This window comes from Shewanella sp. 10B (assembly GCF_023475885.1).
Classification (GTDB): Bacteria; Pseudomonadota; Gammaproteobacteria; order Enterobacterales; family Shewanellaceae; genus Shewanella; species Shewanella mangrovisoli.
This window is the reverse complement of the sequence record NZ_JAMDJO010000003.1, coordinates 306129-329305: the sequence shown is the minus strand read 5'-3', so window position 1 is coordinate 329305 and position 23177 is coordinate 306129. Positions and strand designations below refer to the sequence as shown.

Below are 23177 nucleotides of genomic sequence, written 5' to 3'. Positions count from 1 at the left end.
AATGAATAATCGAGTTTTAACGCATCAAAACGAATTAAGCCGCCGTGTCGGTTCAACGCTTAAGGTCAGCGTGATTGCTATCAGCATCGCCCTGCTCTCGGGTTGTGGCGCGCTGATGCGCTCCGACTTTGAGCCACCTGTTTTACAGGTGCCAGAGCAGTGGCAGCACACCCAAGTAAATGGTCAAGTCAGCCTAGACCCTTGGTGGCAGAAGTTTAATCAACCCGAATTGAATCAGCTGATTAGCCAAGTGCTCAGCAGTAATAATGACCTGACGCTCGCCACCTTAACCTTGCAAAAGGCGCGTTTACAGGCGGGGTTAGCGCGGGATGATTTGTATCCACAGCTCAGCTCTAATAATACGGCGTCTGTGAATAAACCGCTGGAGGGCGGCAGTTCGAGCAGGGCATTTCAGGCGAACCTGTCGGTAAGCTATGAGGTGGATTTGTGGGGCAAAGTGTCGGCCAATATCGACCAAGCTCAATGGACGGCGCTGGCAAGTCTCGAAGATCGGGAGAGCACGGCGCAGAGTCTCGTCGCGACGACGGCGTCGCTCTATTGGCAGATTGGTTATCTGCATCAACGGATTGAACTGAGCAATAAGAGTATTGAACACAGTCGGCAAACGCTGGCGTTAACCCAGCGCCAATTTGCCTCGGGCGCTGTGACTGAGCTGAATGTGCTTGAATCCCAACGCAGTTTAGCGGGGCAAGAGGCCTCCCACAGCCAACTGCTGCAACAGTTGGTTGAAGCCGAGAATGCTCTGGCGATCTTACTCAATCGCGCACCGGGGCAAGTGGCGGTTGAGATCAAGCAATTGCCGGACAGTGCGGTGCCAGAGGTTGGCGTCGGCATTCCCGCCGACTTGGTCGGCCGTCGTCCCGATGTGAAGGCGGCCCTGTATCAACTGCGCTCGGCGCTGGCCAGTAAAGATGCGACCTATGCCAGTTACTTCCCAAGCTTGAGTTTGACTGGCAGCGTAGGGGAGTCGACCTCAGAGCTAAAAGAGTTATTGCGCAATCCCGTGGGGAGTTTAGGCGCGGGCTTAGTGCTACCCTTTTTGCAATGGAATCAAATGCAAATCAACAATGATATTGCCGATATTGACTATCAATCGGCCATCGTCAGCTATCGTAAAACCCTCTACAGCGCCTTCGAGGATGTCGATAACGCTATCTCGGCCAAGCAGCAATACGCTTACCAAGGTGAGAAGCTTGAGGTGCAATTTAGCGCCGCCGCCCAGGCCGAAGCCATTTATGAGAGCCAATATCGCCATGGCGCTATCGGCATTCAGAATTGGATCGATGCGCAGGAGAATCGCCGCAGCGCCGAAGCCGCATTGCTGGAGAATCGCTATAACCAATTAACGGCCCAAGCGACACTCTACCAAGCCTTAGGTGGGAGCGATATAGCGCCGCCATTAGCGGATAACTAATTGAATCATTAATAAATAAAAACCGCGATGCCTAAGGCTCTCGCGGTTTTTTATTATTTCGCTTTTATCTTAATGCGAGTCAGATTAGCTGCGCAGAATATGCAGTGGCAGGCTTAACATATCATCGCCCGTGCCCGCTAAGTGCCAGATAATGCCCACCAAGGCGGCAACTGTGACCAGATACCAAATGGTCGAGAAAATCTGCCCATATCTGTCTAGCGGTAGCAGGTGGCTTTGATGGCGGGTGCGCCACTCGAACACTATCTCTAAGCTACCGATAAGCAATAGGAAACCGAGTAGGGCAAGTCCCAAGGTATAACTGATATAGACCCCAAAGACGGCGCCAATCACACAGGCGATTAAGCCCATGATGCTGTTCATCGAGAAGCTAATACTCTTTAAAATATGGCCGCCATCGAGGGGTAAAATCGGCAATAAATTAAACAGGTTAAGTAGCGCGTTAAAGGCTGCTAGCCCCGCAAAGAAGACATTGTCCGTCATGTGGTAAGCGATAAGTGAACCTACCGACATCAACAGGCCGAAGGTCGGCCCCATAATCGAGATGACCACATCCTGCCAGCGGGTGTTAATCTTTTCGTCGCTCAGCGCGAGTCCGCCCATAAAGGGGATGAGATATATCCCTTTGGTTTTCATACCAAAATATTTCATCGCGCGGATATGGCCGTATTCGTGGAAGACCAAACAGGCGATAAGCGCCAAGGCAAATTGGAAGGAAAACAGCCAAGAATAGGCCGCTACACTCGCGCCTGCGAGCACCACTTTAATCACTTTGGCACTCTTGAGTAGCTTAAAGCCGAGGGAGGCTAAGCCGACAAAACTGATTTTTTGTGGATTAGTCACGGGGACTTCAGGGGTTTGACGCTCGATATCTTTCTCGGTGCGAGTGCCTTGGGCGATCACTTCTTCATCGACCAACAGGCGGTAATCGAATCGAAACGGCTGCCACACCACATCGGTCTCGAGGCGTACTTGGATTTTGTGTTCTAAAACCTGTGTTTCGCCGGTATCGCTGGCCAATTGGCTCTGGTGCTGGGTGAGTTCAAATTCATGGACTTTGAGGCCGCCATTTTCGACCGATGCGGCTTTTTGTGAGACTAAGGTATTGTCCCAAAAGAGTTGTTGCCAACCTGCGAGTGAGCCTTCCAAACGCAGTGATTTGCCTAAGCAGTCAATCTTAAGTAGTTCCAATTTAGGGTCCGTTTGTATGTGTATCCGAATGATGCCCAGCGATAATTTGGCATATAAATATCAATCGCTTTGGGCAAAACGGCCTGAGCCGTGTGTGACAAATTATGCCTGTGAAATGTGACTGAGGATATTAGCTTTTAGGATCATCTTAATTTTTATTGTGATCGCCCGCGATTTCTTCAAGCTGGGTTAGTCATCTAAGCTGCGAACGATTTCCATCCCTTGGGCCAAGGTGGTGAAGGCTAACTTAGCGACGCAGCACTGGCCTATGGCATTGGCGTGCTTTTGTACCCATTTGATAAAGTCAGTAAGCGGCAATTTTTGCTCTTGTTTGAGGAGCTTAGGTAGCTCGCCTATGGGATCTTCATGAATGGTGCTTGGGGTGGCGCGGATCAGATATTGGTTACCGAGACTGTCGAGTAATAAATCCGTGTCGATAAATTGGTGCTGATACAGGCAGGCAAGTTCTAACCAATCCCGTTGATGGGCGAGGTAGAGTAGTTCGTCATTTTGAGTGAGTTTGACTACCGCAGGCCATTCAATGTCTGCCATTTTCACTTGAGTCATGCGCAATCCCGTAGGCTTTTTATGTGCTTAGCCTTTTAGCCGACAGAGTCTGCGCTAAAGGGCTGTATTGAGGTCAGTATGCCACCGACCTAGGCGAAGATGAAAGGCGTTGGGGGATTTTCTCTGGCAAGCCTACCTAATGGGGGCTCACGATGAGTGGCAAAGCATTCAGGCTAAGCATTCAGGCTAAGAGTTCACTCAATGGAATGAACCCTTAGCGGGGGGGGATGATTGCCCCGTTAATGGCTTGCCGCTTGCGCCTTAGGTTTGGCGTTGTAATCGAAGTTAATCTCTTGATTCAGATTGGTTATTGAGCAAGTACCGTGTTCGCGGGTGGTTCTGTGATTGGCTTGACCAATATGGAACTCGGCATTGAGGAATACGTGCTTAATCACATCGATACGGTACTTGTCGTAGTAGGTTTCGACTTCTTGCTTGAGGCTATCGAACTCTAATTCTTCGCGGGAACGTTCGCCTAAGATGCGATTCTTCTCATCGAGCATCATCTTAATCTGTTCGATCATGATAGGGTCGCTCTGCCATTCGGATTTCGGCGGCAGTTTTTTCAGGCGAGCCTCGATATCCAGCGTCGCCACCACCATTGCATGCACGCTCTCCTCAAGCTGCTTGAGGTTTTGTTTGAGTTCGCCCTGTTCCATGGCGCAGTACACTTCGGTTTTGGTGCCCGCAGTTGCGCCAATCACGACGGCGGTGAGGCCCTTTTCGGCATGTACGACACCACCCACTAAGTCACCACGGCGGCCGCTCTGATCGCTTACGGTGAGCGTGCCAGCGGTTTTGGTATTACTGTGGAGTAATTGCTTAGTGATCAGAATATTACCCTTAGCTGTTAACTGGGAATATTGCACGAACTGGGCGCTGATCTGCCCCTGAGCTGTGATATTGGTGGAGAACTCATTCACTCTGACTTGGCGGCCAATCACGCCCTTGCTCACCGTAATATCACCATCGGCCTCAAGGGTCGCCGAATCGACAAAGCCCATCACGGTAATATCGCCTGAACTTTTAACCATCATGCCTTCGTGCACATCGCCCGTGATTAAAATACTGCCTTTAAAGTTGATATGGCCAGTACTGATATCCACATCTTTAAGCTGCAACACATCGTCGACATTCATGCCCGTGCGGGTTTCAACGGGTTGGCCTGCCACTGTGGCGATGAGTTTATTGGGATCTTTCGGGTGGAAGTCGGTACCCGTACCCGGTTGTAATACCAGATCTTTCCCCGGTTTTTGCTTAAGGACTTCGCCTTTAATGTTGTAGCCGGGAGACCCTTCGGTCGCGGGATGCTTAATCATTAGCAGATCGTTGGGCTTGACCATGATCATCGCCCCGAGATTACGCATATCCACAGTGCCGTCTTCCCGCTCCTGCGGCTGCAATAGGCGTTCACGGGCGAGGGAGACTTTACGCTCCAGCACCGCATTTTGACCATTGATCGCGGCCTTACCTTGAGCGATTTCACTCTGGCAGCTTTCACCCGGTTTTAACTTGGTCATTTTTTGCAGCAAGGTTTGGATCTTAAGCTTACTTAAGCCCATGCAAACATTGTCTTTTTTAAGCTGCGTGAGGATTTCGGGTAAATCGACGGCTTTACCTCCCCAAGGGGCGGTTAAGATCATGGTGGCTTGCATTTTATCTTGGCTGAGCTCAATTTTTACGCTGCCATCGCGGCGCTCTGCCAATACGGCAAATAGCTCGTATTTACCATCTTCTTGATGGCATAGGGAATTGGTTTGCGCGATAACTTTATCTATCGCAGGCTCGAGGGGGAATAGGGTGGCGAATTCAGGCACGGACAATAAACGCATCACATCATCACGGGTAATGGGACCGTGTTCATTCGGAATTAAGCGTAATTCCGCCTTGGTTTTATCGCTGCTTAGCTCAAGAAGTTCAGGGGCCAACATAGAGCACTTCCTATCCATTTGTTTTATTTTTGTTTTAGTAGCTAACCTGAGTATAACAGTAGAAACTTTGCTCAAAGAAGCCTTTTCGGCACGAAAAGATGTAAATGTTGGCGTTTTGTTGCTTATAGTCTATGTGTTGATTTTTAAATAGATTTTTATCTGAGCTATAGGCGGTAACTTAGTGTTATCTTTGGTTTTTTGCCTGTGCGCCAGCATGAGCCTAAAATTGCGCAATGTTTGCATGTAACAAAAAATTAAACTTTACAACGCTGCCCCGTATGTTAGGGACAACACCACAGGGGTAAAACCTTCGATAATTTAGCGCTTACTGCATTTGATAGCGTTCACAAAACCATAAAAATCTTATCTAGATAGCCGCTAGTGCTCGGCTTGGGGGCGCGACTTTATTGAGGTGTTCTTAAGGGGAAGGTTTCTATCCAGATGGGGCGGCGCGTTAAAATCTTCGAGTAATCTAACTTAGAGGTAAAGTGGGCTAGGTGCTTTGCTTCAATTTGTGGGGTTAGGATTAAATCGTAGGGTTAGGATTCAACATTCTATGGTTTAACATTTGATTACCCCTTTCTATTCTTGTGTTACACCCCCATGAGTCAGTTCAAATAGGGGGGCTTTATTGCTTGGCCATGTCGGTTTTTCTATGGGGGACTCAAAAGTTGTCAGCCAAACTTCAAGCTCACCGGAGCCTGATAAACATCCCATGTAGGAGAAACACATGCCGCTATCTATCATGTTATTGGCAAATTGAATTGCCTCTTCAAGCGAGCCTTCTTCCTTGTTATGGCTGAAGGTTTCGTCGTCCCACACCCAGTTAATAGGTGCTCCATCTTCATCACAAGCAAGGTATCTTACGTTCTTATAACCGTCGCTAGCTGCTATTAAAGAATCCAAAAAGGATTCTCTGATTTCTGAGAATCTCTTTTTAAATTCTTCAATGCCGATATTTTTACTAATAATGTGCTTCATACTTGCCTTAGATGTTAACGCCAAATTTAGCGTTGTCCGCTAGAATTTCTTGTTAGTTTTCGTTTACTGAAGACCTAAAGATACTTGTTGAACATAGCTGCTCCATGATTTATAGCACCTAACAGATGCTTCACTAATTTTTGGAGCCTGTGGAGTAACGCTTAACTTTTCCTTGAGCAAGAACATTGTCTGAGCTATAGATCTTGTGTTTTTATATTTTTCATGATTCGGAATAAGTTTCGTATCTATAAAACCTCTTCCAAGATTCTTGGGAACTCTATGTAAATTACTTTCCCAAAATCCTCTTTCTCGGTCATTTGAGGGATTTAGTTTATTACTCTCAAAATCAAATGACCAATCGTTGAATTCATGCTTTAGCTTTTCAAATAACTCACCAGAAATAATGAAAATATCTAAATCAGAACCATCGCCAAATACCTTCCCAATTTTTTGAGGAGCCAATGATTGTCCTAATCTACCGCTACCAGTAATATTTACTTCTTTGGGATCAACGCTCAAACGGGTTGCGACCCAATATCTAACTGACTCATATACTCCAGGGCAATCTTTGAACGCATATGGAATACCCTCTGACAACCATTGCCTTGCAATAGCGTGCCTTGCAGCTTCACCACCTTCTTTACCGGCGTTAATAATAAGTTCTGCTTGAGGGTATGCGCCAACAACATTCCTTAAATGATTTGATATTTTAAATGGTTCCATGTTGACCTTTAAAGTTTAACTTATGATATCTATTTAAAATATGATTAGCACGTAAGCTAATTAGCTTGCTTTTATTATTGTCAAAAAATCTTGGTTCAGGGTATTTCAATCGCGCGATTACTGATGCAGATTGATGATCATTAAGCTTGTCTATTTTAAGGTTTAATTTTTTGCAAGTCTGTTCAATACCATGCATATTCCAACCAAAATATGCTACCAATAAGTAGATCTTTAAAATTTCATCTCGCTCATAACTATAAGTTAACATTATCGCTATTAATATTTCTTTTACCTTCCGGCTCAATGTGAATTCATAATTGCTTGTGAGCGTTCTTACAAGCTGCATCGCTATTGTGGAACCCCCCTGTCTGGTTTTCTTAAACTTTGAACACCAAAAAGCCCTTAACAATCCAATCGGATCAAAACCTAAATGAAACCAGAATCGATGGTCTTCACCTGCAACAAGATGAGCGAATAGGTTCTCAGAAATCTCCACATGTCCTTTTTGGGAGCGAATCCTCTCGATTTCTTTACAAATTAACTTCCAATCGTTTCTCAAATTTATACTCAATTGTTGATGAAGAAAACTAACGCCCTGTTAAGGGGTGAGCAACGCAACACCGAAGCCGCCGAAAACCACCTTAATCACTAAAATCAACGCATAGTAAAAATGCCACGCGTTGCGAATCCCTCTTAAATAGTTTGTTATGTTTGTTCTAACGACATGTCAAAGTCTGAGCTTAATAATGCTACTTGCAAAAAACTAGCCCCTCTTGGAATCAAGACTTCTTGAATTTCAGAGGAAAAATCATCTCAATATAGCGAAATATCCCTACCATTTTGGTGACTTATAGAAAACAATAGACAGTCACTATCAACCATATCGAGTTCATTCGGTTCCTTTAGTGTACTCACATAACCTAACTCTTCAACTAGCTCACCTCGTTCAAGAGCTTCCATTTGCTCAATTGGTGGAGAGGACCATCGGTAAACGATGTTAGAACTATAATTTGGCAATTTCACTATTGCTTGGTCAAGGAGAGCTATCAAAAAGTGCCCAGTATCCCCCTCACGTAAAGCACCATTAATTGCATCATAGAAAGGTGGGTATACGTTTGTGTACGCATAAAGTGCTACTGCTTCATCACGAACTAACAAGACCTTTTTATTTAGCTTTGAGTGATTAGTTTGAACTGAAAGCCAAAATCTGTCGTATATTTCTTCACCCAGTAACTCTACTAACATTTTGATATTTATTCAGAATGACATAACATTTTATTCATGCGCATTTATCTCGTTAGACCAGTGAAAACGCGCACAGTTAACTATCTGTATGCAAAGAACTTATCAGCTTTCTGCCGCTTTTCATATAAGTAATCCATCTGGAAAAACACGCATGCGCTTTTTTCAAACCTATTAACTAAAAGCCAGCTACTATAGTCAATTGATTTTATAGCGTTTTATTTGTTGCAAATAGAGTTGATGCGCACTGATATTGTCTTCAAATCATTCAAAAATACCTCAATTTAAATATGACTATACCCATCCATCATTAGTCGATTTATAGCAGGGCCAAACATAGGCAAATAGATGAGAATTGTATGGCAGCAGGAGTGAGACTTTTCGATTGAGCTAACGAGCCGAAGCATGGAATGGAGCATTAGCTTTTTAGTCAGATGAACCGTTCAATGGTAATAAATGCTATTTAAGAGATGGCTGCGTTAACTTGTTTGTTGGGGTATTTTTGATTTCAAAATGGGCGTATTTGATAGGGATGGCGTTATCTTCGTCATTCTTAACGAGTCTTTATTCCTTGGTGCATCCTAGAGTCAAATTAAGGATGCCCCACTCACAATTGAGTGGGGCGAAAGATTAGGCCTGTTGGAAGGAATAGAGTTTGTACTTGTTGTTCTCTGCTGGCACGGTTAATTGGCCGAACTCGGCGGCGATGGTGTCCGAATAGGGTAGGTGGCGGTTAGCGACGATTTGCCAAATCCCTTTAGATTGTAATTGCTTGGCGCTATCGGCGACAAAACTTTGGGCAATGCTGGTCGTGCTGGCAAGGCCATCGTGGAACGGGGGATTGGAGATAATACCGTCGAATTTTCCACTGGTTTGCGCCAGTCCATCGGACGGATAGACCTTGGCCGTCATGCCGTTTGCCGCTAGCGTAAGTTCGCAGGAGGCCAGCGCCATGGCATTGATATCAATACATTCTAGCGACAGTGTCGGTTGTGCCTTTAACAGCGCAGCGGCAATCACACCGGCGCCGCAACCAAAATCCAGTACTCGGCCTGAAAGCGTTGGCAGATGCGACAGCAATAGCTCTGTGCCTTGGTCTAAATGCTTCTCGCTGAACACACCGACTAAGTTGCAGATGGTGATATTGCCCTGCGGGGTGGCGAGTTGATACTGGCTAGTCCAATCGCTGAGTTTAATCGCGGGCGCAGTATCGATTAGGCTGCTGCCAAAGAGCAGGCAATGGCGCGCGTTATCGAGTTTGATGCCAGTGGCAAAGTATTTCGGCAGCAGTTTGACTAAGGATTTTACCCCGCCTTTGTTCTCACCCACGACTAAGAGTTGACCACCTGCCACTAAATGCTGAGCGGCCAGATTAAACAAGTAGGGCGCTAACGGCTTAGCCTTAGGAAAGTAAACAATCACAGTGTCGTACTTATCCTGGTGGGGCAGTTGATGGCCAAAATAGCAGCGCAGTTTGGCATTAGCCTGCGGCGCTAAATGCAGGTAATGGTGATAATCCAAGGCGAGAGCATCGACGGACTGGGCGACATCGAGCAGTGCTTTGGGCAGAGAGTCTGCCTCATGGTTTAGCACTAAAACTTTATGTTGGCTCAGGGTTTCCTGATTGCGGATAATGACTTGCGATGGATTCGTTAACACTGCATGGCTACCGTAAAAAATAAGTGCGGGCATTATACCCCTTATTCGGCTACGAGCCAGCCTGCAAGCCGCAGACTTAAGGGATGCAGCAAAACAGCGCTCACTCGAACGGTGCGGAATGAAAGCCAATAAAAAAGGCAACTGTGTTAACACTGTTGCCTTTCATCTATTAGCTAATCGCAGCAAATTAGCCCTGAGACTGCACTGGTGCTAGTTCTGGTGCTGGTGCAGGCGCTGTAGCTGGAGTCGATACCTGTGCGGTGGCTTTTGGCTTTTTAGGCTTAGGTAACAGGCTAAAAATCTTATTGGCGATATCTGTGTTATCTTGATGACCGTTAAACAACTCAGAGGCTGGGCCTGCGGCAAAAACTTGCACATCAGTCCCCGTGTGGCCGCCGGTAGTCCAACCCGTATCGGTACGTTTATCAATCACATGGCGAATCGCAACGGCCATGGTTTCTAAGCCCTGCATTCTGGCAACATTTAACTTAGTCACTTCTTCTTCGGTCAATTCAAAGCCTAGCCCGCGGGATAGGTCTGCTTGCCAAGTGTCACCGCCAAGGGCGGCTTGGGCTAAGGTATCTGAGCTTGCCGAGATATTACGTAGGATCTCGGGATTCCAGTTGTAGTTACCATCGGCACCAATCGATAATCCGCCAGTATTATGGTCGGCGGTGATCACCATTAAGGTATCGGGGTTTTGGCGTACGAATTGCTCGACGACTTCAATCGCATTGGCAAACTCATCCATTTCGCCCATGGCGGCGGCGATATCATTGTTGTGTCCCGCCCAGTCGATAAGGCTACCTTCGACCAGTAGCACAAAGCCTTGCTCATTTTGCGACAGTAAACTGAGGGCTTTTTGAGTCAAGGTGCTGAGTTTTTTAGCATCTTTTTCATCAATCGCCCAAGGCAGTTGCACTTCGGCAAACAGACCCAAGACCTTTGGCTGGGTAATGCTGGCCAGATCGTCAAAGCGGGTAATGTGTTGATAACCCTTGGCGGTGAACTGGGCTAACAGCTCTGGAGGAAAGTACTTTTGCCCGCCACCTAAAAACACATCGGCGTTGGTTTCGAGATAACTTAATGCCAGTGCGTCGTAGTTTTTACGGCTCTCGTTATGGGATAAAAAGGCCGCTGGCGTGGCATGGTTGATTTGCGACGTGACCGCCACACCCGTGCTCAAGCCTAAGGTTTTGGCCTTTTCAAAAATGGTAGGTAGTGGCTGTTTTTGCGTATCGACCGAGATGGCGCCGTTATAGGATTTGACTCCTGTCGCGAGGGCTGTTGCAGCGGCCGCCGAGTCGGTGACATAACCACTGACGCTGGCGGGATAAGTGCTCGCCATGCCAACCAATAAACGGTCGAAGACGGTTTGTTCGACTTCTTCGGTATCTGGATTGTCCTTGTAATAACGATAGGCACTGGTATAGGAAGGCCCCATGCCGTCGCCAATCATGATCACAATATTTTTCGGGCGTGAGGGGGCTTTTACTGGGCCAGTCTCATTCGCTCCTGCTTCAACTGCCAGTGCGGAGGTGGAGAGCCATAAACTCATACCAAGCAATAACAGTGGCGCTTTGGTGAAACTCATATCAGATCCCTAGAAGTCGTAGGCGCTCTGTGGGCGCCTTCAATGAATAATATTATCTTGTAGGTGTACAAGCTTACTGGGCAAGACGGGCTTCGATGGCATCGAACAGCATGCCAGTAATGTCCACATCGAATGCCGCTTGGATTTCACGGATACAGGTTGGGCTGGTGACGTTAATCTCGGTCAGCTTGTCACCAATCACATCCAGACCCACAAAAATCAGGCCGCGTTTTTTCAGCTCTGGGCCAATGGCGCGGGCGATTTTCCAATCAGAGTCCGATAACGGCTGAGCAACACCGCTGCCGCCTGCGGCCAAGTTACCGCGGGTTTCACCTTTTTTCGGAATACGCGCTAAAGCGTAGGGCACGGGCTCACCGTCCACCACCAGAATACGCTTGTCGCCCTTGGTGATTTCAGGAATAAAGGCCTGTGCCATGGCGTATTGGTTGCCATATTGGGTCAAGGTTTCGATGATCACCCCAAGGTTAGGATCGTCCTGCTTCACGCGGAAAATCGAGGTGCCGCCCATGCCGTCTAATGGCTTGAGGATAATGTCGCCCTTGGCTTGATGGAACGCGCGGATGCGATTAGCATCGCGGGTCACGATGGTCTCTGGCGTAAATTCGCTAAACCATGCGGTGAATAGCTTCTCGTTGGCATCACGCAAGCTTTGCGGTTTATTCACAATCAGCACGCCTTGCTCTTCGGCGCGCTCTAGCATGTAAGTGGCGTAGATAAATTCGGTATCAAAAGGTGGGTCTTTACGCATTAACACCACGTTCAACTCGCTCAGCGGCGTGTCTTGAGCCTCGCCCAGTTCGAACCATTTATTGGCATCGTTGACGACCTTTAATGGACGCATATTGCCCATGGCAACACCGTTGACCATAGCGAGGTCGGCCATTTCCATATAAAACAGTTGGTAACCCCTTTCCTGCGCCGCCATTAGCATGGCAAAACTGGAGTCTTTCTTAATGTTGATCTCACTGATGGGGTCCATCACTATGCCGAGTTTTATCATTAATCTGTTCCTTATTGATTGCCGTTGCAGGCAAAAAGCATTTATGGATTAGCCAGTCATCGATTCGCTAGTTAGCGGTAAACCTTTACCCTAAGTCACCAAATCTAAGTTGCAGCGCGGTAATCGCCGTGAGTGAGGCGGTTTCGGTGCGCAGCACTCGGGGGCCGAGTAACACATCGGTAAACTGGTAGGTTTCCGTCATGGCGATTTCTTCCGCCGATAATCCCCCTTCGGGGCCGATCAGCAGGCGTACACGGGTATGGGATAAATCTAAGCCATTGATACCGTGCGCCGCCCTTGGGTGCAAGTTGAGTTTGAGTGCGCTGGTCGGTTCGCTACACCATTCCTGTAATTCCATGGCGGGGCGAACGATAGGCACTTGGCTACGGCCGGATTGCTCACAGGCGCTGATCACAATCTTTTGCCATTGCTGAATTTTCTTTTCGAGACGCTCACCATTGAGCTTGACGCCGCAGCGGTCAGAAAATAGCGGCGTAATGGTATTCACCCCTAGCTCAACGGATTTTTGAATGGTGAACTCCATCCGATCGCCGCGGGAAATCACTTGGCCTAAATGCAGGTTGAGGGGTGACTCCGATGGATTAGCCTCACAGGACAACACTTTTACCGTGACCGATTTTTTACCGGCATCGACAATTTCGGCAAGATAATCATGACCATCGCCATTAAACAGGCTAATGTGTTCGCCACTGCCCATACGCAGCACTTTGCCAATATGGGCTGCGCCATCCTCATCTAAATTCAGCTGTTGGTTTACGGCTAATGGTTGAGGTTGATAAATTCTTGGAACTCTCATTGTCGACCTTATTCGGCTAATTGTTGGCGCAGTGGCGGCGCATTGCAGGCGTTCTGCACAAAGGGATTATGATTACCTTGGATCTGCGCTATGGCGTTATCGCGTTTGCATTCAATAGTATCAACTGGATAGCTTTTATCCCATGCTTTGAACAATTTTAATTGCTGCGAGGCGATTTTAAGGCCGTAGGTTTGCTGCATATACAGGTAAGTACGGGCAATCTTGCCACGCGCATTGGCGGGCGGCTGGGCTTGGCGATTCTTAAAGTCGATGACCATAGTGCATTGACCATATTGGTCGGCCTTACCGTTCCATTGGCTAAAACGGAAGTTGCTGCGATCGCCGTTCACTTCACCAATTGCGGGCACCAGATTGTGCATGTCCGCTTCCATTTTATTGAATTCTTTACTGTTATCGGCGCAGTTTTTACGGCCGCCCTTTTGCCAGCATTGTAATTGGTGACCAAATTCCCACGCCGGGACTATATGCTCCCACTCGATGCGGTTGGCGCGAGTCTCTTGTTTACGCACTTGATAGCCGCAGCTGTTGAGATCTGGCTTCCAGGATTTGCCCTTTATTTGGATATCACAGCCACAATAAAAACTGACCGCGGGCAGGGTGCCCTGACGGCTGCCTTGATATAAGGATTGGGACAAGACCTTGGCTTGGCTGAAACTATTGGGGTGTGAAGGAGAGGCATTGACTGAGGCCGAAACCGCCAGCCAACTGAATAGGCACAGCAAAGCTTGCCGAGACCTTAAGGCTATCTTGGAGTTGTTCAATATTTATCCCAAAAAGTAATCTGTACTACGCGAGCCTGTGGCTCGTCTCTTATGCCTGAATGGTAAGGGAAATACAGCGCCTTATGCAAATCGCTCGTACTTTTGGCCGAGGATTTTGTGTATTGCGGATTATTCGGCGGCTTCGATAAAGGTGAGTTGGGTATGGCAGCGTTTGCATAGATAACGGGTTTCACCACGCAGCACTTTATTATGGCGGCGGATGCTCAGCCGAACCGGGCCGCAGGCACAACGGTACTCAAAGTCTTTGCACTTAACCGACTGAGTATCGAAACTGTGGGTGGTATTGGGGCTCACCTTAAACAACTTGAGCATGATGGATTGCCACTCGCGGCCATGGGGCTTGGTTTTGCCAAAGAGTTGAAAGCAGAGTAAATGGCTGATTTCGTGGGGCACCACTTCGGCTAAAAAGGCTTCGCTGTTTTCTCTGAGCAATACGGGATTAAAGCGCAGGCGATTCTGTTGCAAATGCGCCGTGCCAGCACTCCGTCCCCTCAGGGTAAACTGGGTCAACGGCCTCGCAAATGGGCGCTTAAAGTAGATTTCCGCCTGCTGATAACAGTCTTCGATGCGTACCAGGATTTGTTGCTGCAGCGGTGTCAGTGGCTTTGGCTGGCGTTGGGGCGTGTTGGTTTTCGCTGTATTGGCCACTGTCGGTGTGATACTCGCGGATGAGATGGCTTTACGGCGCAGGCTACTGAGTAGGGATCTCGGGTTAAACATAGACTTAGGCGTTAACTCTTATTCTGCAAAGCATCAAGTAAACAATATCTCTCGCTATCGCAAGGCATCTATTAGGATTTCACGAGTCCAAAGCCCTTATTCAAGGTGGCTCGACAAGCGTTTGGGCAAGCGTTCGCATCATAACCAACGCTTGCCGACAATACCAGTATTGTGCCTGTTACAGGCTCGCTGCTGCCTGCATCACCATAGTGCGTACTTGCTCGACAATCGCTTGTTCGGTGGCGTTGTCGTAGCCCTTCACTCGTGGTGTGTGGATATGGCCGACTTTGGCAGGGCTGTTGAACTTTTGCTGTAACACAATGGCGCGGTAGGAAATCTCATTAGAGAGATAACCACCGCCAGAGCCTTCGACCGAGGTTTCAATTTGCAGCTCGCTTAGGGAGCTGGCATTAAATTCGCCGCGCGCTAGGGTCGTCACTGTATGGTTGTCGTTGACTTTCCATTGGCCGTCTTTGACCTGCATGGCGGCTACGGGCAGTGAAAACTCAACAAATTCTGGGCCGATAAAGTCTTTACCGTTGAGTTTTGGGGCGACAGGCGCAGTTTTGCTCCCACCTGTGTACAGATTTTGGTTATCCGGCGCGGCGGCGCTACGGTTACGGCCGGGGAAGCGTTCAATATCAAAGTCACTGCGGCCCATGCTAACGGTAAAGACAAACTGGGTTTTAGGATCGCGATAAATCGGGCTTAGCAAGGACTCGATAATGCCTTGGTCAAAATCCTCGAAGCGCACCGGGAGCATCGCGGTTTCGATTTGGGCTTTTTTGCCGTTGATATCAAACCTAAAACCATCGAGGGCGAGGGCGACTAAGCCCGAAGGATTGCTCTGGCTGATGTCTTTATCGAGGAAGAAAGGGTCGAATCCCGTCAGGAAGATTTTCACCTGCACATCGTCATCGTATTGGATATCGCTGAAACCGCGAGATGCCTTTTCGACGGCGCTGGCTAAAATCTGCTGTTGCCAATCGGCCATTTTGAAATTAGCGCTATTACTCTTGATGCTATTTAACATTGAGAGCCGAGCCCAATAGAGGGATCTGTCGTCAAAGTGCCCTGACTGCACATCACGCACCGCCTGTTGCCACAGTCTGTGTCCTTGACGAGCGGCAAGTTGGGTTGCATCGCGTTCATTCTTTTGTGCAGATAATTGATTAGCCAAGCCTTCATCCAAGGCTTGATAGCGATTTACCACCTCAGCCATGGCTTTTTCAGCGGTGGGAATGCGGGAAACTTCCACATCTCCTAGGAGTTGTACGGCAGCTGCGGTTTGCACCACTGTGCTGGCGAGGATAAAAGCGAGACTGGGCTTTAACATTGGCGTTTCCTTTTATTTTAATCACTTATTATGCTGGAAAAGGGCGATGTTCCTAAGGCGTTCTGGTTTGCTTCATCCTAGAGCGGATGTAACTTATGCCAAAAAGTCACAATGATTGCTTTGAGTATAAGAGTTTACCTAAAGTGATTCGAGGATCTTATTCCTGTTTTGTATATAGATGTTATCTAAGTGGCGTTTTTAGGTTGTGAGTTCGTTTCGTTGACTGCAAGCATTGGCAATCTCTCGCTTTAGCTGCGTGCCTTTTTTCTGCCACAATTGGTCAGCAGTTTGCTAGGGAAAGCCCGCCAAGACGGTGCTACTCTTAGCGCCTTATTTTTATGGATTTATTGCATTAGGCAAGGGGACATTATGCGTGCGTTAGCCTTATCGGCTGTGTTGATGGTGACAACGATGATTGGCATGCCTGCGGTAGCGAAGGAGTGGCAAGAGAACAAGAGCTGGAATGCTCACTTTAGCGAACATAAAACCCAAGGCGTGGTTGTGCTCTGGAACGAGAATAAACAGAAGGGTTTTACTAACGATCTTAAACGGGCAAACCAAGCATTTTTACCAGCATCGACCTTTAAGATCCCAAACAGTTTAATTGCCTTGGACTTAGGCGTGGTTAAGGATGAACATCAAGTCTTTAAATGGGATGGACAGACGCGTGATATCGCCGCGTGGAATCGTGACCATGATTTAATCACCGCGATGAAGTATTCGGTTGTGCCTGTTTATCAAGGATTTGCCCGCCAAATTGGCGAGGCACGTATGAGTAAAATGCTGCATGCCTTCGATTATGGCAATGAGGATATCTCGGGCAATTTAGACAGCTTTTGGCTCGATGGTGGTATTCGCATTTCGGCTACCCAGCAAATCGCTTTTTTACGCAAGCTCTACCACAACAAGCTGCACGTTTCTGAGCGTAGTCAGCGCATTGTCAAACAAGCCATGCTGACCGAGGCAAATGCTGACTATATCATCCGGGCGAAAACTGGCTATTCGGTCAGAATTGAACCGAAAATTGGTTGGTGGGTTGGCTGGGTCGAACTCGATGACAATGTGTGGTTCTTCGCGACTAATATGGATATGCCCACCGCTGAGGGCTTAGGGTTGCGTCAAAGCATTACGAAAGCAGTGCTGAAACAGGAAAAAATTATTCCTTAGAAATGGTTAGCGGCGCATTTGTGTAAAATAGCAGTCATATAAGGTGTAAAGATATATGGACAAAATGCTTATGTTCGATGCGCTTATACCCAATGGCTCATATTTAATTAGGTTAGGCCCAATAGACAGATGCTTAGTGTTAACGTCTGCCTGAGCATTAGCCTCTCATTCCTAAACGCAAAAAGCCTAGCCAATTCGCTAGGCTTTTTTATTATCCCTTAAAATAGATGTTCACAATGGTGGTGTGAGTAAAGGCGTGGCGATGTAAGGAAAGGAGAATACCGCTGCGATAAAGTGCTTAGCCCATCAAGGATTGCAGGCTTTCTTGGCTACTAAAGCGTTTGACGAAAAAGTCCAAGAAGGCACTGATATTAGTGGCTAATTGGCGACGGCTCGAATACACCCCATAGACCTTAAAGGGTTCGATCGGCCATTCTTGTAGTATGGGAACCAGTTGACCATTCGCCAATTCCGTCTTGCAGGCGGAGTTGGACAGCATGGCAATACCAAAGTCATCGAGGGCTAATTGCTTGACCATAATAGGGCTATTAACCCTAACCTTACGTTGAAAATTCACCATGGTCTTACGTGCGCCTTTACCCAGTGGCCAAATGGGCGCAGAGCGTGATGTCCCGAGTAAGATACCACTGTGTTCACTTAATTCCTTGGGTGTAGCAGGCGTGCCTCGGGCTTTTAAATAAGCCGGGCTTGCCACGAGAATAGGTTGGCGCTCGAACAGTAATCTTGCAACAAGATCAGAGGATTGCAGTGGCCCATATTTGATAGCTATGTCATATCCTTCACCCACTAAACCGATATCGTTGTCGGTAAACTGGACATCTAATTCCACATTGGGATATAAACGCATGAATCCGCTACAGAGGTTAGCGATTAATTCTTGGCTAAAAGAGACTGGAATAGCTATCCGTAATGATCCTGACACATCATCATGGGTACTCTCGATAACAGCCTTGGCCGCTTCCACCTCATTGCGAATGGAATCACAGTGTTGATAAAAGAGGGCCCCGACTTGAGTAAGGCTTAAGTTGCGGGTGTCGCGTTGTAATAATCGCACGCCAAGTTCTTCTTCGAGCTGCGCGATTTTGCGACTTATGGTGGATTTTGGGTGGCCGGTTTCACGTGCAGCTTGGGAGAATCCCTTCGCTCTAACTACGGCTGCAAATAGCATCATACCGTTTAAATCTGGCATGTTTTTCCCACTGTCTCATATTTGGAACATAGCGTCTTATGCAGTTTAATGGCATTTGGCGGGATAACAAAGTTATATTTATTGGCTAAAAATTTTCAGAGGCTAAAGCAGAGGATCTTTTGATGACCAGCAATAATCAGCCCACACACATGACTCAAGCCCAAACGCCCGATCCGCTTTTTTTACAAGCCGAGCATTTGGCAAAAGATTTTTCTCTGTTTCCTAAACACAGTAAACAGAGCTTATCAGATGAAATTAAAGGTCTTTTAAACGATGACGCCATTCAGGCAAATTTAAAAGACTTGGCATCTTTAGATGTCGATGGTTACGTCGCAAAAGTGATCCAGCCGACCCAAGATAAAGGTCGTCCTGGTGCAAAACGTATCATTGCTGACCTAAAAGGTCGCTTGATTACCGAAACTCACTTGGGTTCTTTCTACAGCGCTGAGGTCGAGCTGAATTTCGGTTCACGCACTCGTCGTATCGGTTTTATTGCCCAAGAGCGTACCACTGCTAACGGCGCGTGGATGCCTGAACATCACTATGCGGCCTGTAAAGCGATTCGTCATTTCGCCGAATTGTCTATGCCTATCGTTTATCTCATCGACACCCCTGGGGCCGATGCGGGCGAAGTGGCTAACAGCCAAAACCAAGCCCATTCTATTTCTAAGGCGATCGCTGAGAGTGCCAACGTTGACGTGCCAACAGTCGGTATCGTTATCGGTGCGGGTTACTCGGGCGGCGCAATTCCATTAGCGGCGGCCAACATCCTGTTATCGCTGCGCGATGGTATTTTCAACACGATTCAGCCACAAGGTCTGCAGAGTATTGCGCGTAAGTACAACCTGTCATGGCAGGAATGTGCTAAGTCTGTGGGCGTGTCTCCAGAAGAGCTTTACACCGCGGGTTGTATCGATGGCATCATCGATTTCTCTCCAGGTGACCGTGACGAGCGTCAGCACAATTTACGCCGCGCTATCATCAGCAGTATCGAAGCTGTTGAACGTGCAGCCATCAACTTTGTGCGTGAATCTAAAGATTTACGTGAGCACTATGACCGCAGTTTAGCGCGTTTCCTCAGCCCATCTAAAAACCTGATGGCGTTAGAGTTAAACGCGGAATTGGCCGTGGCAACTAGCCCAACCAACCACCACAACCTGTTTGGTAGTGCTTACCGTTACCTGCGTTATTTAACGCTGCGTAGCCGCATTCATTCAATCTCTCAGGAACAATACGGACGTTTGTCACGTGTTAGCGTGCCTGAAGGTGACTTGTTAGCACGTATCCAGCAAGAGCAAGACCGTGTATTCCAAGCTTGGTTATCAAGCCCTGATAAGCTGGTTTACGATGAAGATCTAAACAAGCTGTGGGCGAACTTTATTGCTAAGCGCGATGAAGTGTCTACCGAGCGTAACATGCTAACGCGTTTGATTTTGGGTGAACCAAAAGAGAACTACAAAAAAGCACGTAAGGCGCTGTTATTTAACATCGGTTGGTCTTTATATCACCGCTGGAAGAGCAATGCGGCAAACAACTTCAAGGGCTTAATCCAGCACCTTGAAAATCTGCCAAAGTCAGTGACTCAAGCCAAGTGGCCTGAACTGAATCAACTGACTGTGCTCGATGTGGTTGTGAACGATGAACTGCGTGAAGACTTCATTTGGCAATGTCATAACATCCTGATCTTTAACTCACTGTACGACAACGTTGTGGGCAGCTTAGCGTCTATCGCGAAAGAAGCCATGATGGCGAAGAGCTTGTCGCGCAATTCAGTGAACAATCTGCTGCACAAGTCAATTGACCATGCGCTGTCGACTCAGGATACCGCTAACGATAAAGCGAAATTCTACAAGTGGCTTAAGTACTTTATGGGCCAATCTAACCGTGCTGACTTATTGGTGCGTGTGGAGCAGTGGAAGAGTGTGGGCTTCCCACAACTTAACGACAGTTTATTCGTTATCCTGACTTACTTCTTCGAGCGTTTACTGCCTGAATACTTCGACAGTGAAAGCGATAACAGCAAGTACACTGGCGCGATTAACCCTGTGCGTATCGGTCGTCGTAAGGACTTCTGGAACCGCTTGACCATGGGTTATCAGGACTTACTGATCCAAAAAGTATTACGTGACGAAAAACGTACCGGCAAGATGACATGGGAAAATGTGATTAAGCAATTCTTCACTCACTTTGAAGAAATCAATGGCGACAAGATGTCGGCCAACTTGCTGAACTTCCCTGGTTTCCGTCTCTCAATCGAAGATGCGTTGGATAAAGGTATTCGTCCTTGCGGTCTGATCACAGGTATTGCTGACTTTAAAGAAAAAGGTCAAAAAGTCCGTGTGGGTGTGGCTGTGTCTAACACCGCATTCCAAGCTGGAGCCTTCGATATGGCGAGTGCCGAGAAATTCTCTGCGCTGCTGATCGAGTGTGCTAAGCGTAAGCTACCTGTGGTTTGCTTTATCAGCTCAGGCGGTATGCAAACGAAAGAAGGTGCTGCGGCACTGTTCTCTATGGCTGTTGTGAACGACCGTATCACTCGTTTTATCCGTGATAACGAGCTGCCAGTACTGATGTTTGGTTTTGGTGACTGTACCGGTGGTGCACAGGCGAGTTTCGTGACTCACCCATTAGTGCAAACCTATTACCTGTCTGGTACTAACATGCCATTCGCGGGTCAAATGGTGGTTCCTGCTTACTTGCCTTCGACTTCGACACTGTCTAACTACTTGTCGAAAGTACCAGGTGCAATGGCGGGCTTAGTCCACAACCCATTTAGCGAAACCTTAGATAATCAATTGGCGAGTATCGATCCTCTGATGCCAATGCCAACGGCGAAGATCAATGACGTGATCATCAACGCCCTATCAACACTGGTTGTTGAAGCGCCTGTTGAAGAAGAAGTGATTGTTCAAAACGACCCACGTAAGTTAATGAAACCAATTAACAAAGTATTGGTTCATGCCCGTGGTTGTACCGCTGTTAAGCTGATCCGTAAGGCTCACGATAACGATATCAACGTGGTATTAGTGGCGTCAGATCCTGACATGACCGCCGTACCTGCGGATATGTTGAAAGATTCAGACAAGTTAGTCTGCTTAGGGGGTAACACTTCTGACGAAAGTTACCTGAACGCATACTCAGTGTTGAAAGTTGCCGAATACGAGCAAGTTGATGCACTGCACCCAGGTATCGGCTTCCTGTCTGAAAGCCCACAATTTGCGGCATTGTGTGTGAACAATGGGGTAAACTTCGTTGGTCCTAGCGTGCATTCAATGACGACTATGGGTAACAAGTCGAACGCGATTAAGACTTCACAAAGCCAAAACGTACCAGTAGTACCAGGTTCACACGGTATTCTTACAAACGCTGAGCAAGCGGTGAACGTGGCCAATGAAATTGGTTACCCAGTGCTGCTTAAAGCGGTACAAGGTGGTGGCGGTAAAGGTATTCAGGTCGTTAAACGTCCTGAGGATATGATTGGTTTATTCCAAAAAACCTCTACCGAAGCGGCTGCGGCCTTTGGTAACGGCGACTTGTACTTAGAGAAATATGTAACCTCACTGCGTCATATCGAAGTGCAGTTACTGCGTGACAAGTTCGGCAACGCTAAGGTGCTGGGTTTACGTGACTGTTCGGTTCAACGTAACAACCAGAAAGTGGTCGAAGAATCTGGCTCAACTATGCTGCCAGAAGAACTGAAGAAACAAGTACTGGATTACACCCGTGCTTTAGGTGATGCGACCGATTACATGGGCGCAGGTACTGTTGAGTTCATCTATAACTTAGATGCGAACGAAGTGTACTTCATGGAAATGAACACTCGTCTACAGGTAGAGCATCCAGTAACTGAAGCGACTTCTGGTATCGATATCGTGAGCGCGCAGTTTGATATCGCTGCGGGCCGTTCAATCGAGAACCTCGAGCCGAAAGAAATCGGTTATGCGATGGAAGTGCGTGTGACTGCAGAAAAAGCAGCACTGGACAGCCATGGTGTACTCCAACTGATCCCAAATCCTGGCAAGATCACCGAATGTGTATTCCCAGATCATCCAGATGTGGAAATCATCTCGATTGCCGCCCCAGGTAAAGAAGTATCGCCATACTACGACAGCTTAATCGCTCAGGTGATTATGCGCGGTGAAAACCGTGAAGACGTTATCGCGAAACTACACGCTTACTTAGACAGCGTAGTACTCAAAGGTATCGCGACTAATATTCCATTGCTGAAACTGATCCTAAGCGATGGCACCTTCAAAGAAGGCGTATATGACACTAACTACCTGCCACGTTTCATGGCTGAGCTCGACATTCCAGCGCTGATCGCTGAAATGGAAGCCGCTGCCGAAACCGTGGGTGTAGACACAGAGTCACTGCGTGTCGGTGAAAGTAACGAGCTGAAAGTATTAGCCCAAGGCGCAGGTATCTTCTATACCTCTCCAGCGCCTGGCGAACCTGATTTCGTGAAAGAAGGTGATATTGTGACTGCAGATCAGACGCTTGCGTTAACTGAAGCGATGAAGATGTTCTCACAAGTGAACTTAGCCGGCTTCAACCGTCAAGGCGCTGTGCTGTACCCAGAAGATAAGAAGTATCGCATCGAGCGTATTCTGAACAGCAATGGTCAGCAAGTATCTCAAGGTGACTTACTCTTTGTGGTATCACCCGTAGAAGATTAATCAGTAAAGCAGACTGCTTAAACGAAATACCCGCCAATTGGCGGGTATTTTTTTATCCTAATGAATGTTGCATAGACAAACCCTTA

18 protein-coding genes are annotated in these 23177 nt (G+C 47.5%); 3 read left to right on the top strand and 15 right to left on the bottom strand.

The annotated features are described in order from the left end of the window. Position 1 precedes the first annotated feature (1 nt). The gene (locus tag M0415_RS13725; RefSeq protein WP_249556194.1) at positions 2 to 1435 is read left to right on the top strand and encodes an efflux transporter outer membrane subunit; all 1434 of its coding nucleotides are present in this window, start codon (positions 2 to 4) and stop codon (positions 1433 to 1435) included. Between the two features lie 84 nt (positions 1436 to 1519). Here M0415_RS13725 and M0415_RS13720 read toward each other — a convergent pair whose 3' ends face one another. The 14 genes from M0415_RS13720 to M0415_RS13650 form a co-directional block, all read right to left on the bottom strand. Next, positions 1520 to 2644 (bottom strand): site-2 protease family protein, encoded by a 1125-nt coding sequence (locus M0415_RS13720; protein ID WP_249556193.1) that lies wholly within the window; start codon positions 2642 to 2644, stop codon positions 1520 to 1522. 189 nt (positions 2645 to 2833) lie between these two features. After that, entirely contained in the window at positions 2834 to 3211 is a 378-nt protein-coding gene (locus tag M0415_RS13715) for a DUF4144 domain-containing protein (protein WP_011624010.1), read from the bottom strand. 239 nt (positions 3212 to 3450) lie between these two features. Further along, positions 3451 to 5142 (bottom strand): flagellar assembly protein A, encoded by a 1692-nt coding sequence (locus M0415_RS13710; RefSeq protein WP_249556192.1) that lies wholly within the window; start codon positions 5140 to 5142, stop codon positions 3451 to 3453. A gap of 582 nt (positions 5143 to 5724) precedes the next feature. Next, on the bottom strand, positions 5725 to 6123 hold the full coding sequence (locus tag M0415_RS13705) for a hypothetical protein (protein ID WP_249556191.1): 399 nt from the start codon (positions 6121 to 6123) through the stop codon (positions 5725 to 5727). Between the two features lie 63 nt (positions 6124 to 6186). After that, positions 6187 to 6846 (bottom strand): hypothetical protein, encoded by a 660-nt coding sequence (locus M0415_RS13700; RefSeq protein WP_249556190.1) that lies wholly within the window; start codon positions 6844 to 6846, stop codon positions 6187 to 6189. Next, positions 6833 to 7405 (bottom strand): biosynthetic peptidoglycan transglycosylase, encoded by a 573-nt coding sequence (locus tag M0415_RS13695; RefSeq protein ID WP_249556189.1) that lies wholly within the window; start codon positions 7403 to 7405, stop codon positions 6833 to 6835. The genes M0415_RS13700 and M0415_RS13695 overlap by 14 nt, the downstream gene beginning before the upstream one ends. A gap of 254 nt (positions 7406 to 7659) precedes the next feature. Further along, entirely contained in the window at positions 7660 to 8091 is a 432-nt protein-coding gene (locus tag M0415_RS13685) for an ADP-ribosyltransferase family protein (protein ID WP_249556188.1), read from the bottom strand. Between the two features lie 627 nt (positions 8092 to 8718). Next, positions 8719 to 9747 (bottom strand): methyltransferase, encoded by a 1029-nt coding sequence (locus tag M0415_RS13680; RefSeq protein ID WP_089068889.1) that lies wholly within the window; start codon positions 9745 to 9747, stop codon positions 8719 to 8721. 187 nt (positions 9748 to 9934) lie between these two features. Further along, positions 9935 to 11341, bottom strand: a complete 1407-nt coding sequence (locus M0415_RS13675) for an alkaline phosphatase (protein WP_249556187.1) — start codon at positions 11339 to 11341, stop codon at positions 9935 to 9937. Positions 11342 to 11414: 73 nt separating this feature from the next. Further along, positions 11415 to 12362, bottom strand: a complete 948-nt coding sequence (gene gshB, locus M0415_RS13670; RefSeq protein ID WP_249556186.1) for a glutathione synthase — start codon at positions 12360 to 12362, stop codon at positions 11415 to 11417. A gap of 85 nt (positions 12363 to 12447) precedes the next feature. Continuing rightward, positions 12448 to 13179 carry a 16S rRNA (uracil(1498)-N(3))-methyltransferase gene (rsmE, locus tag M0415_RS13665; RefSeq protein ID WP_249556185.1) on the bottom strand — a complete coding sequence of 244 codons (732 nt, stop codon included), beginning with the start codon at positions 13177 to 13179 and terminating at the stop codon, positions 12448 to 12450. 8 nt (positions 13180 to 13187) lie between these two features. Then, the gene (gene endA / locus M0415_RS13660; RefSeq protein ID WP_220058195.1) at positions 13188 to 13964 is read right to left on the bottom strand and encodes an endonuclease EndA; all 777 of its coding nucleotides are present in this window, start codon (positions 13962 to 13964) and stop codon (positions 13188 to 13190) included. A 126-nt stretch (positions 13965 to 14090) separates the two neighbouring features. After that, on the bottom strand, positions 14091 to 14702 hold the full coding sequence (locus M0415_RS13655) for a SprT family zinc-dependent metalloprotease (RefSeq protein WP_249556184.1): 612 nt from the start codon (positions 14700 to 14702) through the stop codon (positions 14091 to 14093). A gap of 178 nt (positions 14703 to 14880) precedes the next feature. After that, positions 14881 to 16038 (bottom strand): PA0049 C-terminal domain-containing protein, encoded by a 1158-nt coding sequence (locus M0415_RS13650; protein WP_249556183.1) that lies wholly within the window; start codon positions 16036 to 16038, stop codon positions 14881 to 14883. Positions 16039 to 16407: 369 nt separating this feature from the next. Between M0415_RS13650 and blaOXA the strand changes: the two genes are divergently transcribed. Next, positions 16408 to 17205, top strand: coding sequence for an OXA-48 family class D beta-lactamase (gene blaOXA, locus M0415_RS13645; RefSeq protein ID WP_249556182.1), 798 nt, complete (start codon positions 16408 to 16410; stop codon positions 17203 to 17205). A 298-nt stretch (positions 17206 to 17503) separates the two neighbouring features. On the opposite strand, the gene M0415_RS13640 is transcribed toward blaOXA, so the two are convergent. Beyond that, positions 17504 to 18415, bottom strand: coding sequence for a LysR family transcriptional regulator (locus M0415_RS13640; protein ID WP_011621492.1), 912 nt, complete (start codon positions 18413 to 18415; stop codon positions 17504 to 17506). Positions 18416 to 18537: 122 nt separating this feature from the next. Here M0415_RS13640 and M0415_RS13635 point away from each other — a divergent pair, with 122 nt between their 5' ends. Continuing rightward, positions 18538 to 23091 (top strand): ATP-binding protein, encoded by a 4554-nt coding sequence (locus M0415_RS13635; protein WP_249556181.1) that lies wholly within the window; start codon positions 18538 to 18540, stop codon positions 23089 to 23091. The last annotated feature ends 86 nt before the right edge of the window (positions 23092 to 23177 follow it).

Excerpts from the sequence above, each read along its gene's own strand:
- M0415_RS13725 (WP_249556194.1), top strand. The coding sequence starts at position 2 with ATGAATAATCGAGTTTTAACGCATCAAAACGAATTAAGCCGCCGTGTC.
- M0415_RS13715 (WP_011624010.1), bottom strand. The coding sequence starts at position 3,211 with ATGACTCAAGTGAAAATGGCAGACATTGAATGGCCTGCGGTAGTCAAA.
- M0415_RS13710 (WP_249556192.1), bottom strand. The coding sequence starts at position 5,142 with ATGTTGGCCCCTGAACTTCTTGAGCTAAGCAGCGATAAAACCAAGGCG.
- M0415_RS13705 (WP_249556191.1), bottom strand. The coding sequence starts at position 6,123 with ATGAAGCACATTATTAGTAAAAATATCGGCATTGAAGAATTTAAAAAG.
- M0415_RS13700 (WP_249556190.1), bottom strand. The coding sequence starts at position 6,846 with ATGGAACCATTTAAAATATCAAATCATTTAAGGAATGTTGTTGGCGCA.
- M0415_RS13685 (WP_249556188.1), bottom strand. The coding sequence starts at position 8,091 with ATGTTAGTAGAGTTACTGGGTGAAGAAATATACGACAGATTTTGGCTT.
- M0415_RS13675 (WP_249556187.1), bottom strand. The coding sequence starts at position 11,341 with ATGAGTTTCACCAAAGCGCCACTGTTATTGCTTGGTATGAGTTTATGG.
- gshB (WP_249556186.1), bottom strand. The coding sequence starts at position 12,362 with ATGATAAAACTCGGCATAGTGATGGACCCCATCAGTGAGATCAACATT.
- rsmE (WP_249556185.1), bottom strand. The coding sequence starts at position 13,179 with ATGAGAGTTCCAAGAATTTATCAACCTCAACCATTAGCCGTAAACCAA.
- M0415_RS13655 (WP_249556184.1), bottom strand. The coding sequence starts at position 14,702 with ATGTTTAACCCGAGATCCCTACTCAGTAGCCTGCGCCGTAAAGCCATC.
- M0415_RS13650 (WP_249556183.1), bottom strand. The coding sequence starts at position 16,038 with ATGTTAAAGCCCAGTCTCGCTTTTATCCTCGCCAGCACAGTGGTGCAA.
- blaOXA (WP_249556182.1), top strand. The coding sequence starts at position 16,408 with ATGCGTGCGTTAGCCTTATCGGCTGTGTTGATGGTGACAACGATGATT.
- M0415_RS13640 (WP_011621492.1), bottom strand. The coding sequence starts at position 18,415 with ATGCCAGATTTAAACGGTATGATGCTATTTGCAGCCGTAGTTAGAGCG.
- M0415_RS13635 (WP_249556181.1), top strand. The coding sequence starts at position 18,538 with ATGACCAGCAATAATCAGCCCACACACATGACTCAAGCCCAAACGCCC.